This window comes from Agrobacterium sp. CNPSo 2736 (assembly GCF_004005385.1).
GTDB classification, from domain to species: Bacteria; Pseudomonadota; Alphaproteobacteria; order Rhizobiales; family Rhizobiaceae; genus Agrobacterium; species Agrobacterium leguminum.
On record NZ_RZTX01000033.1, the window covers coordinates 1 to 12,483 of the forward strand.

General features: G+C 55.7%; 6 protein-coding genes and 1 pseudogene. 1 reads left to right on the top strand and 6 read right to left on the bottom strand.

Going from position 1 to position 12,483, the window contains the following annotated elements:
* A partial coding sequence (locus tag EM858_RS26330; protein ID WP_164865576.1) for a BID domain-containing protein occupies positions 1-860 on the top strand: 860 nt, incomplete at its 5' end.
* A 500-nt stretch (positions 861-1,360) separates the two neighbouring features.
* On the opposite strand, the gene EM858_RS26340 is transcribed toward EM858_RS26330, so the two are convergent.
* The 6 genes and pseudogenes from EM858_RS26340 to EM858_RS26365 form a co-directional block, all read right to left on the bottom strand.
* Positions 1,361-1,792: an SMI1/KNR4 family protein gene (locus EM858_RS26340; RefSeq protein ID WP_127758494.1), complete on the bottom strand. Its 432-nt coding sequence runs from the start codon at positions 1,790-1,792 to the stop codon at positions 1,361-1,363.
* Between the two features lie 35 nt (positions 1,793-1,827).
* A pseudogene (locus EM858_RS26345) lies at positions 1,828-2,103 on the bottom strand (transposase); the annotation flags it as partial.
* 172 nt (positions 2,104-2,275) lie between these two features.
* Complete coding sequence (locus tag EM858_RS26350) at positions 2,276-4,786, bottom strand: hypothetical protein (protein WP_127758495.1); 2,511 nt, start codon at positions 4,784-4,786, stop codon at positions 2,276-2,278.
* On the bottom strand, positions 4,783-6,477 hold the full coding sequence (locus EM858_RS26355) for a molecular chaperone HscC (protein ID WP_127758496.1): 1,695 nt from the start codon (positions 6,475-6,477) through the stop codon (positions 4,783-4,785). The genes EM858_RS26350 and EM858_RS26355 overlap by 4 nt, the downstream gene beginning before the upstream one ends.
* A 258-nt stretch (positions 6,478-6,735) precedes the next feature.
* On the bottom strand, positions 6,736-7,392 hold the full coding sequence (locus EM858_RS26360; RefSeq protein WP_127758497.1) for an Imm52 family immunity protein: 657 nt from the start codon (positions 7,390-7,392) through the stop codon (positions 6,736-6,738).
* Between the two features lie 10 nt (positions 7,393-7,402).
* A partial coding sequence (locus EM858_RS26365; protein ID WP_127758498.1) for a hemagglutinin repeat-containing protein occupies positions 7,403-12,483 on the bottom strand: 5,081 nt, incomplete at its 5' end.

Sequence of the window (12,483 nt, forward strand, 5' to 3'; positions counted from 1 at the left end):
GGCAAGATTATCGCCGCATCCGGTGGTCCGATCTCATGTCGCAAGACGGCGCCGCCCCTGCCCCGACAGAAGTCGTCGGCCAGCACTCGCCGCTGGAAGCCGGTAAGCCCGGTCCGCTGGTGCCAGCGATCATCCGATACGACCGCAGCATCGAACAAATAGCCCGGGAAAGGGCGATATCCGTGATCGATCAGAGGTTCGATACGGTGGAATCTGTCGCGCGGCACGTGTTCCATGACCCGGTCGAGGTCGCCGCAAGACTGCGCACCGCGATGACCGAGAAGGACGGCAACGGCAAGATCATGGCGAAGGCCATGGCAGAGCAGCCAGAACGCTTCGGGGAGCTACGCGGCAAGTCGGGGATGTTCGGAAACAACAAGGAGCGGAAAGAGGCGCTGCACTATGCCAGGTCTCTCTCTGCCCACATCGGCTATGTCTCCGAGGCATGGGAGCGCCGGCTTGGCGAAGAACGTCAAAGCGAACAATGGCAGCGGGAACAGCGTGACGTGATCGAGGTTCCCGGCCTCACGCCGCGCAGCGCCGAAATCATCAGCCAGGTGGAGAAAATGCCGATCGAGAGGCGAAGCAAGTTCATCAAAGAGCTGCGATCGTTACCTGAGGGCCGAGCCGCGCTCGATGAGGCCAAGCTGGTGGCTGAAGCGCTCACCCAGCGGTTCGGAAGCTCCGATCCTCGCAGGTTCGCCGAAGAGCTTGCAGCACGCCCGGAGTTCGCAAGGCAGGCCGAGCAGATCCAGATTACCGCCCGTATCGTGAACCGAACGCGCATGGCCGAGCTTAGCCATGACCATGCGCTGAAACAGCAACTGGTCCGGTCGCAGGGGCTTGGACTGAGCCGATAGTGTGCGCTGGCGACAACACTGGCGCCAGCTTTGATAATCCTCAAATTCCCAGAACATGGAGCGAGCCAGCTTTTCGGCGATTCCGCGCCATGTTTCACCGGTTGTGTCTGCAACCAAATTCCTGACTAGAGATTTTAGGCCGTCCTCGTCATATTTTTCCATCAGAATTACGTGGCGTACGAAATGTGGCTCTCGGTCACTATACTCGACCAGCCAACGAGGGGTGCAAACTTCAAAGCTAAAAATCTCAGCGCCTGGGTAGTTTTCTTGTCCAATCAAAGCTTAGGCAGCAACATGAAAATTATAGGGGTCATCTGGCCAGTATGCCCAATTTTCATCGTCGATCAGGTCGATAGATTTTATCGTTGCTCTCATGGGATAACATCCACTTGGCCGTTAGCGCCCCACTTCCCACGGGGAGTGGTCTGCCCGAGCTTTTCAGCAATGCCGGGGCGGCCTAAATTGTCTCAACGGTGGCTCGTATTGCATAGCCGAAATTCTTATGCTCCACCCAACCAGACATCGTTTGCCCACGTTGCAAGGTTGGGCCAAGTCTCGGTCGTTGGACCGTTGTGGTCCCAGAAATGTATTTTGCCATCGGGCGCGATGCAGTAGTAGTCACCGTTGTCTTCACATATTGGAAGCCAATCGTGGGGTAAGCCAGCGCTGCGGCCTTGTTCAATAGCAGATCTCAATTCCCCATAAACGCCACCCATCTCTTCATTTAGAGTAAGTGGCGACAGGTAACCGATGAAAGCGTTAGATATGCTCTTGAGAAATTTTTTATAGTCTTCCGAGAATTCGAAACCCGTGGCGGCTTCGTATCTCGCCATTAGAGCATCATCCGGAAGCGGAATTTTACGTTTTCGCGGATCATCTAGTCGATTTACTTCACTAATAATCGCGTCAATATGTTCAGTCACCAGATACATCTCCTAGAAATCGTTTGCTCGGTTATCCAATACAAGGCCGTGGCAATGAACGCGGATACGACGCGCCGTCCGCTCTTGCCCGCATGAGCCAATGCATTGCGCATGAAGTGCAGCCTGCAACGCTGCCAAGTGGCGGAAAGCATCTTCGATACTGCCGCTTTGATGCCTTCATGGGCATCGGAGACAACGAGTTTGACGCCGCGCAGCCTCCGCCTGGTCAGCTTGCGCAGGAATTCCGTCCAGATCGCTTCGGCCTCAGACTTGCCGATTTCCATGCCGAGCACTTCGCGTCGACCGTCGGTGTTCATGCCGCACCCAACATGGAGCCAGATCTGTGGTCATCGCCGCGATATCCGCCGAGACTCAGCACGAGTCGTTGGGTGGCTGTGGTCTTCCAATTAACCACCACAACGATGTCCACGCTGCCGTAGAAAGTAGTTTCAGGGAAAATTGCTATCAGATTACGCGCTATTGACATTTTTTTCAGAGGTCAAAACAAGGGCCGCCTGGCAAATGAAGACGAGAATTGCATACCTTCTGTCCTTCGGGTGTGCCATGTAACTCGTCCAGAAGCCGGCTCAAGATTGTCCTGACGTCGTCATCACTGTTGTGCTCGATATAAAACCGGGACAGATTTTTACCGGTTTCCTGTCGTTGGGCCCGTAGCAGATACGCTGTCGCCGTGGTCCAGAAACCGGGAGTGTCCTCCGGAAGCGACTCCGGAAGTTTTGCAAGACCGCGGCGCGAAATCTTCAAGCTGAGCAGCGTATTGTCGGTCTCCAGGATCGTGCCGAGAAGGAAGAAAAATGCACGCCTCGCAGCCAATGCCGATATGTCAGGCACGTGTGCAATATAGAACATTCCAGGCTGCACTTGGAGCTTATCGGTTGATGAAATCATGGCCATGCGGTCGGGCTGCGTCCCTCTTGCCCATCCCCGCAGGAAGTTACTCAGGATAGGGTTGCTGGGCAAAGCCTCATGTTTGATGGCCTCATTATCAAGGTTGATTTTTGGGAGCGGTGTGTCGGCAAGAAGAGGTTGCGGCTGAAACAATGCGGCATCAGGCGCGAACAGCACCCAATGGAATTGCGAATAAATAATGTCCGGTTTCGCTTTTGCGTCATAGCGCCTAGCCTGACGCGCAAACTCGGATAAAACAGCCTTTCTAAGAAAACTTTTGTCTTCCACGGAAACAAAGCCCTGCAGCTCTGGAGCCATGATACTCCAGATTGCCTGCTCGGTCGGCCAACCGTTGCGGAATTTCGCATCCCTAATAAGAGGACTCCAGTCGTTCAGAGCCTTCTCAATATCCACACGCATCCGTGGCGTACCGATACGATAGAGAAACGACCAAACGCGCAGTTTGGCTTTTCGGACCTCGGCCAACCTGTTGGCGGACGGATCAATAGTGCGGGACGCAAATAAGGCGGTATGCGTTGGACCGCTGCTCGCTCTAAGAAAACGCTCTTGGTTCCGAGTCAGGGTGGGGAGCCATAGCAAGTTAGGCAACTTTCCAGCGGGAATATCGGGCGTGATCAGGCGGGTTGAAAAGCCGTCCGGTTTGCTTGATCGAATGTTCTGAAAGAAATCGAAGAATAAATCATAGCCAAACGCCTCGTCTTTGATTGCCGCATCGAACGCTGGCAGAACCATGTTCGTCACGAGCTTTTCGGCGGGCTCGGGGTAAAGATACCTCGCACTCCATATGTTGCTGCCACTATCCGCCAGGATGATAAGACCAACAACAAGGGGGAATAGTTCCAAGCCGGTGAAAAAAATTAGTAGCCAGTCTGGGTTGGTAGGCGAATAAGGCGTCAGGTGATTGCGGCGACGCACCTGCTCCCAAATGTGTTTTTTATCCGTTTTGATTATGCGTTTGATCAGAAATCGAAGGGTGAGCCTTCGGAAGAAGACCGCAAAGGTCAGCCGCAATGCCAGCACAGACAAAAGCGAGACAGCGGCTATTCGAATGTCTGTGCCTGCTATTATTCCCAATGTCAGATAGGCGGTAACAAGAGTGAGTCCGAAAATGGTAAGGCCAAACCACAGATTTGTCGACCGCATGATGTGGTATGACGGCATCAGCGTTCTGGCGAAATCGAACGAGAAAGGCCAGCGCCCCCTCTCAAGAGCTTCGTGATAATATGAGTTGAGATCAATTGTCCCTAGGCGTGATGGTTGATCTTCCAAGGGGAAGAGCGGGATTTTTCCATTGAAGTAAGCCGCTTTGCCCTGACTACTTCTGCGCAAAATAGCGTTGCCGCGCTGCGCTTCGGCGAGCCAGTCGAAATAATGTTTTGCCGATTGCCAGCCGCAGACCGTGGTGAGAAGGCCCGGATTTTCCGAAAAATTAGCTCCCTCCTCAATGGCGTTGACCATTGCAGCGATGCCTTTTCCCCCCGTATAGTCTGACAACGGGATTGTATCACCCTTGGGCGGCAACAGTCCCTCAATACCTCTTGCAAGCACGTGGATGAAGTTTACATGTTCGGCAAAACTTAGCTCACTAGATGCGCGGTTTAATAGTTCTGTCCATTTGTCGACGCGCCAGTTGCCTTTCTGCGCAACTCCGCGTGTCCGTTCTCTTCCAAAGCTGATAAGTTCACCCAATTCATCCAGCAGCCGAGGTAGACTTTCTTTTCCAGCATTCTCCTTCTGCGTGGGCTCCCAAAAAAAGGGCGCTACGGCGCGTTGTGAGTAATTTTCAGGCTCAGCCGGATTATCGGGATTTTCAGAATTGCCGAAGCTGCCGGAGCCCTCTGCAACTCCGTCTGTGCTTATGCCGTCAGGCGAAGATGGGTTGGCGATTAGCACGTCTACCATCCGGCACTTTACCGTCGCAAGCGCCTGCTTGCGAGCTTCGACCAGCAGCTGGAACCCTGTCGGGTCCTCATCCGGGCGAAAATCCCTGAGACGTCGCGAATAGGCTTTGCGGATCGCCTCCTCGCTGCTCAGGGGCTTGATGCCGAGCAACGCCCAACAATCGCCACTCATTGCGGCTGGCTCCACATTTGATCAAGCGCGTCCAGCTGTTTGGCAAACGTTTCCCGCAGTGGTCTCGCATCCCGCAGTCTTTGATTATCCAGAGCCGCGATAAACTGCGCCATTAACGCTGATATCTGTTGGCGCTGCTCGCCGATTGCCTCGGCATAGAGGCGCTCCGCCCTTGCGACCAGGGCGAGGTTTTCTTGCTGCTCGCGCGGGGCCAACTTGATTTTCGATAGTTCCTTGAAGCGCAGAGCGATTTCGGCTTCGGTCAGACTGGATTGGTTTTGGAACACTTTACGCTTAAGTTCTCCTGTCGAGAGAATCTTGACCTCTACCTCCAGCGCGCCGCTGACATCATAAGTAAAGCGGACCCCAATGCATTGAGATCCGGCATTGCCCAGCGGTACCGGCACCTCCAGATTTCCGATCAGAATGTTCTGTGAAGGCCGCATGTTCTCACCTTGATAGACCTGTACATCAATCTTGGTCTGCCCATCGACGGTGGTGGAGTAAAACTGCTCGCGACTTTGCGGAATGATCGCGTTGCGTTCGATAATGGGCGACATCAGCAACTCGTTTAGGCCGTAGGCTTGCTCAACCGACGCAATACCCAATGTATAGGGGCACACATCAGTCATGATGATCTCGTCAAGCGCTTCGTGCCGAGCATGGAGCCCAGATTGAACTGCCGTTCCGATGGCAATGGCGTGATCGGGATTGGGATGCAACAGTGGAAACCGCCCGAACAGGCGGGTCGTCATGGTCTTGAGCAGCGGCATTCGCGATGCGCCACCCACCAGAACAATCTGGCTGAGCGACGATGGGTCTGTTTCGGAATCGCGAATGACCCTTTCAATCGGCCTCCGCAACCGAGTGATCAGCGGCTTCCACAGCTCCTCTGCCTCCAGTCGCGTTATTTTGCCCTCAACGTCTTTTCCAAAGACGTTGATATGATAAACCGCGTCCTGGGTCTCGCTCAGCGCTGCCTTAAGCCGCTCAGTCTCATTCAGAAGCCTGGCCCGATCTTGCGGTGGCTGGTTTTCGGAATCGAGACCGTGGAGTGTCACGAGGTATGAAGCCAAGCTGTCTCGAAAATCATTACCACCTAGCATAGAATCCCCGGCGGAAGCCTGTATCTCCATAACTCCGTCGAACTTGTGCAATAGGGAAACGTCAAACGTGCCGCCTCCCAGATCAAGGATCAGAAATTGCCCGTCCTCGGAGCTTGCAATTCCATGGGCCAGGGCTGCGGCGGTCGGCTCGTTGATAAGTCTCGTAACATTCAACCCAGCCAGATGCGCGGCATTGATAGTGGCCTTACGCTGCGGATCGCTGAAATAGGCCGGGACAGAAATAACCACATCAGATACGTCGGTGTCGAGCGCAGCCTCCGCATCTCTTTTTAGGCTTCTCAGGACAAGCGCAGACAGCTCCTCGGCGCGCCAAGCCTTCTTCGCAAGTTTCACCTCGTGATTTGTCCCCATCCACCGTTTGAAGGATGCCACCGTTCTGTCCGGGTGAGTAATCAGCCTGTCGAGAGCTGGGCGTCCGACAATGGCGTCGCCGTTATCCGCGATACTGACCACTGATGGTGTCAGAAACTCGCCCAGCGCATTCTCGATCAGTTTCACGCCTTGGTCTGTCCAATGCGCTACTAAAGAGTTTGAGGTTCCAAGATCGATACCGATAAGCGCCATTAATTTTCAACATCCTGTTTTAAAATATGGTTCGATAGGTCCCGTCACAAGGGTTTCCAACGGCAAAAAAATTCCAATTCTGCCTCATCAAGCCGTTTTTGTGAGATTTATCGCTGAAAGGAAGAAGCCTTGTCGTAAACGCAAGGCATACCCTGGTTCCGTCCTGATAAAAGAGAAGACGTTGCGCCAATTGCTCACTGACGCCAAGTTCCTGCAGTTAACTTCTTTTGAATTGGCATAAAATCTGGAAGAACCTGTTTAATCGGCAGGCGACAACGAGCGACTCAAAAACAAACGACCAAGATTAAGTTCGTAAACAAGGTCTCCTCTTTCAGCCTTGAAAGACAGAATGTCAGGCTGTTGCAGGTAAAGAGCAACATCTAGAAATGGCTGCCAATTCTCCCCTTTCGCCTCTGCTTTAATTAGCTCTTCCCTGTTGCGACGGTTCGTCGTTAACACAAAGCTTTCCGGCTCCCACGCGTCAATAAACGATCGCGCAAGAGCTAGTACTGTCTTTCCAGAGGCGGGGTCGAAACTTCGAGGGAGATTCAGCACAACGGCATTTGAAACTCCGCTCGCGTTATAGATACCACACCTGACCGATAGCCCCGCTTCGTCTGAACCGGCTTCGCCGTTCCAAAGACCAAAACCGAAGCCTAGCTCTTCGATGATTGAACGATCCATGTCTCGTCTATTACGGCCCTTCTCCAACATGACGCGAACATCATCGCTGCACTCAATGGAAATCATCTTTTGTGTTAGTGCTTTTTTTCGACTCTTGCTCTTCTCGCGCCAGCCACGAAGCGTATCTGAGACACCTGCGAGGTTAGCGAGAAAGCATGTCGCACGTCTGGTGCACTCTTCGAGAGTTTCTTTACGAGATGACCAATAGGCGGCGGCAAAATAACTTTCCAAAGCAGGGCTCCTATTGTGGTGGCACGACATTAATTTTAATGCCGTTTATTCGGTTATCGAGTAGCAAATTTTGAATGGCCTTGGCAGCGCTGGGTTCCGCCACATTCCAAGTGATGGGGGCACCGCCCGCCGCAATGCTCTGGCGTTGGGCTTGATCCACTAGGGCATCCGCTCCCGAGAACCACGATTTGAAATTCCCAGTGGTTTTATCCACAAATTTTGCATATCCAGGCCCTTTCGCTTCGAGCAGCGTACCGTTGGCACTCACCCCATCAAACTTGACGCCATTTACAACATATACCTGCCCGGAAGTTCCGGTAATTTGCTTTTGATAGGCCTGCGCTCGTGGCGACATGGCTTCTGTGACCGCAGCCCAATTTCCTGAAGCGCTATTTGTGGGAGCTTCTCCAATTTGTCCTGTCGCACCTGTCCCCTTTGATCCAGTGCTACCGCTGCCCACCGTTTCACCGATAATAGTCTTTGCATTACCGGCACCACCGAAGGCGATCGCCCCGCCAATAATCGGGTCGCGAATGATGCTGGCGATCTGTTCTTTCGAACCCGTCAGAAGGGCCTTGGCTGCATCGCTTTTCAGCGTGGAGGCGGTGTCGCCAAAGTTCTGGCCGCTTTGAGCATCATTGCTGTCGGCATATTTCCACAAAGCCAGGAACACCATGTGCCGGTCGAGGAGCGACAATTCATCAGACTCACCGTTACCTGTGAGGGCTGCGTCGAGATACTCCGCCGCCGCAATCCGCAGATCGGTACGAGCCTTGACGCAGGAGGCCGACGAATTGCCGACACAATCATCGAGCTTTTGATCGCGACCTACCGAGAGGATTTGCAGTTCCTCTACCCGACCACAGGCCGGCGAGTCGGAGCTTCCGGCCTTGCAATCCGCCAGGGCACGCGCGAACTCTTCCCGCTCCTTATGTGTAAGATAATTGTACTGGTACTGCGCCGCTCCATAGGAGCCGCCTTCGCCGCCGCCAACGGCGCCGACGAGACCGCTGAGACTTGAACCAATAGCCGCCGCAAGTGCCTGCCTGTCCTGATCGGACAGGTTGCTGTCCCTGAGCATGCCGTTGACGAGATCAGCGATGGCGGGCGTGAGCAATGACGAACTCGCCGCGCCGAGTGCACCTTTCAGTGCGCCTTCCCAGCCGTTGACGCCACCAAGGATGCCGCCGCCGATGGCATGCAGCAATGCACGGCCCTGGCCGCCTTCTTTCCAGAGTTCGGCGGCTGCGCCGTCCCCACGCTCCAGCGCATCCTGGTAGAGCCCGCTGGCAATATCGCCGACGAGCCCGGCCATTGTTGCCTGTGCCGCCAGAAGATCGGCCTGTGTCTTGTACTGCTGCCGCAGGATATGTTCGAGATCCGGCAGGCCAGGCAGCGCGATATTGGTATTGGCGGTATCGCGGCGGATGGTGCCGATGTCCTGCGTCTGGTGGGCCGGATCGGTAATGGTGATCGGGATGTTGCCGCCGATGGCCGAATAGGCCTTGCCGGTCTCGTTCTCGCCAGCCTTGACCGGCGGTGCGATGGAGAGGCCGCCAGTCCCGATCGAGCCGCCATAGGTTTCGGCTTTCCAGCTTGAATGCGTATCGATGTCGGTGGCGTCAAGAGTGCCAGTGGAGAGGTTGTTGCGTGCCGCCCCGGCCTCACTGGTAATCAGGCCGCCGACAAGCGTGGTGTGCTGCTCGACATTGAGATCGATGCCACCCGTTCCGGCATGGATGCCGGATTGTTCGGTGACAATGGCCGCATCACCTTTAGCCTTCTGCCCGGAGCCGGAGACGCCGGTGTTTCCAAAGCCGATCTGGCCAGAGACATTGAGCTGGTCCGCCTTTGCTTTGGCCGTATCCACTTGGCTTTCGACCGTCAGGTTTTTAACATCGGCGGTGACCGAGTTGCCGGCGACGGTCGCACCCTTCAGCGCCAGATCGTTGGTGACGATGGCGACATCACCAGTGCCGTTGACATGCGTGTTTGTATGGCTGGTGCCCGAGGTGGAAGAGCCGCCCTTGCCGTAAGAACCGTTGACACCGACGGTGGCATTGCAGCCGCCCGACGTCGTGCAGCCCATATTGATGCCGGCGCCTGCACTCCAGGACTTGTTTGAACTTGCCGCGTCAGATGTACCTTTGGCGGCATTGAGATTGATGTCACCATTCTCTGCGGACAGGAAGATGTCGCCAGTCAGCGCATCGGACGAGATGACCGGCAGGCCGTTCTTGCCGTAACCGGCTAGAATCTGCGCGCCCTCACTTCTGATATTACCGTTTTGTGCCTCGATGGCGATCGAGCGACCGGCACGAATGTCGGTGACGACAGGGGTGGAGAACGAGGAAGAAGCGCTATTCTCCTGGTGGCTAATCCCGGCATTGACACCAACGCTGAAGGCGAAACCCTGGCCTGATGAAAGCCCCTCGGAGACACCCTGCAGATCCTTGTAAGCCTGATAGAAGCCGAGCCCCGCAATGGCGCTGTTTGTGATGGCGTTGACACCGCCGCCATCCGACAGCCGTTCAGCCGAGTGCATGACACTTTGGGCCGCCTTGCCAACCTGGCTGGTCACGGAAACGGTCACACCGGCAAAGGTTTTTTCGTGCATCTCCTGATAATTGGTGCGGTCGTTGGCCGAAAGGAGATTAATATCATTCCCGGCAAAGAGGTCGACATCGCGCCCGGTGGAGGCGGTTGCCGCCTGCAGATTGACGTTGTTGCCCGAGGAAACAAGGAGATCGCGACCGGCAGTGAGCGTCGAAACCGCGTTGGTGTCGGACTGTTGCTGTTTGCTGTCCTTGGTCTTCTGCGCGCCGAGGCCGACGGAGAAGCCGCCATTGCCGGCGGAGAACGACAGGCCGAAACCGGATTTCTTCTCCCGCTCGGACAGGGCAAAACTTTCCGCACCGGGCGTTACGTTCACATCCCGCTCTGCTGAGAGATTGATATCGCGGCCTGCCATAATGGAGGAGCCGATCACATTGACGTCGCTTTCGCGTGCCGTGACGGTTACGTCAGTCCCGGCAGTCAGCGCGGAGCCAACGTTGAGGGTGGACGACTGGCTCTTTTCTTTCTGTTCCTTGCCCCAGAGTGAAAGGAAGCCGCCGCCGGAACCGGCAAACAGGCCAGATTTCTTCCTGCTGCTCTCCAGCGCGTGCTGTTCCTCGGCCCCGATGATGGCGACGCTGTCGCCCGTGATGCTGATCGCATCGCCTGCCGTTATGTTCGAGCCGGCGATGACAGCGTTGCCGCCAGCATCCAGCTTGATGTTGCCGGATGCGGAAAGCTCGGAGCCGACTGTGGCTTCATCATAGTTGTACTGCGTCGAGCTTTTTTTCGAGAGGAAGCCCTTGGATGAGGAGCTCTGCTCGAACTCAGCAGTATTCTTGCCCGACGCGATCAGCAGATCGCCCCCTGCGCTGACGTTGATATCGGCTTTGTTGGTCTCATCGCCAGCAGTTACGTTCGACGCGGAAACAACGGTATCTCCACCTGAGACGATGGATACACCCTTCCCGCCACTGACCGATGATCCGACGGCAGTCTCGGTTTCCGTGTGGCTCGTCGTCTGTTTCTTGCCGCCGAACAGGCCACCCTTTTTCTTGTAGGTGTAATCGATCGTGGTGGTGTCGACAGCTTCGGCAATTGTCACGTCACCGGTCGCTTTCAGACCGACCGTCCCATCAGCGGCAATCGTGCTGCCGATGACGTTGAGGCTGCCACCCGCATTGGCGGTGATCGATCCGCCCGCGGTGATCTCGGAACCCTGACTTGTGGTTCTCACAACCGTTGTCGTGCTGCGCTTGTCACGTAAGGTACTGGTTGTCGACCTCTCGGTAACGGAGATATTGATGTCTCCATTCGAAGTCAGTCCGAGATTGCCGCCGGCCGTCACCTTCGCATTGGCGAGCAGAATGCCCTCGTCGCCCTTGATTGAAGCATTACCGCCTGCGCTGAAGGAGCCGCCGATTGCCGCAATCGATGAACCGGAAACGGTAAGATCGCCAGTCGATGCAATCATCCCTGATGTTGCAAGCAAGCCAGTGTCGATCGTTACCTGATTGCCCGCGATCAGCGCGCCAGCGGAGTTCAATCTTTCCCTGTCATTGGCGGCAAGATGCAGCACCGGTGCCAGAACGGTCGTACCGTTCACCGTCTGCCACTCATAAACAACGACGGATTCGTTGAGGCTGGCGATCTCCTCAACCGTCAAAGGTTGGCCGAGCGGGCGCTGCTGCGCTCCGAGATAGGCGGCTCCATTGTCGAGAAGCTGCTTTATCTGGGTAATTGAATCCTGCCCGGTAAAACCGGAGCCTGTCGCCAGTCTGAGCTGCTGCTCAATATATTGGCTCTCGAAATAGGCGTCCCCAAGGAACTGGATCTGGCGATCAGGCTGATAGCCAATGCGACCGAGGAAATAGCTGGAGCCATAGAATTTCGAGACGTCGAGGAAGGCGGCGCGGGTTTCATAGAGGAATGTCTGGCCGGGAATGGTGCCGCCAAAGCCGCCGGACTGTGGGGTGGCGACACCGCCAAGCGTGAACAGCGCACCGCTCGCCGTTACGCCGGCCAGCAGTGCGGTCGGATCGCTCGAAGGCTGAGCCGTAGCAACGGCGGCATGGTCGGCGATTGTTCCGGCCGAAGCAGTATTGTTGACGGCGGCAAAACCGGTGATACCAAGTGTTCCGCCAGAGCGGATCGTCGTGGTAACGCCACCGATCGCCTCGACGCTTTCCACGGTCCGTCCCGGCCCGATATCCTTTGACGTATCCCGCGTTCCGAATGGGCTGGGGCCAGGCACGGCGACCTGCCATGAACCTTCATGGCCACCTGTGTCGCCGGTCGTTTTCGTTTCCGTCCATTCGTAAATGACATCCGGATAATACTGGCAGCCGCCGTGCTGGTTGCAATTGAGCGAAGTCGTGCGCTGCAATTGCAGCCCGAGATTGGTCAGCGTGCCCGAGCCATTCAGCGTCATGCCGGAGCCGGCTTCGATTGCACTATAGGCATTGGTAAGATCGACCGTGTCGACAGAAAGTGTGTTGCCCGCCTTGATCAGCGCTGCGGGACTACCTGAGGATA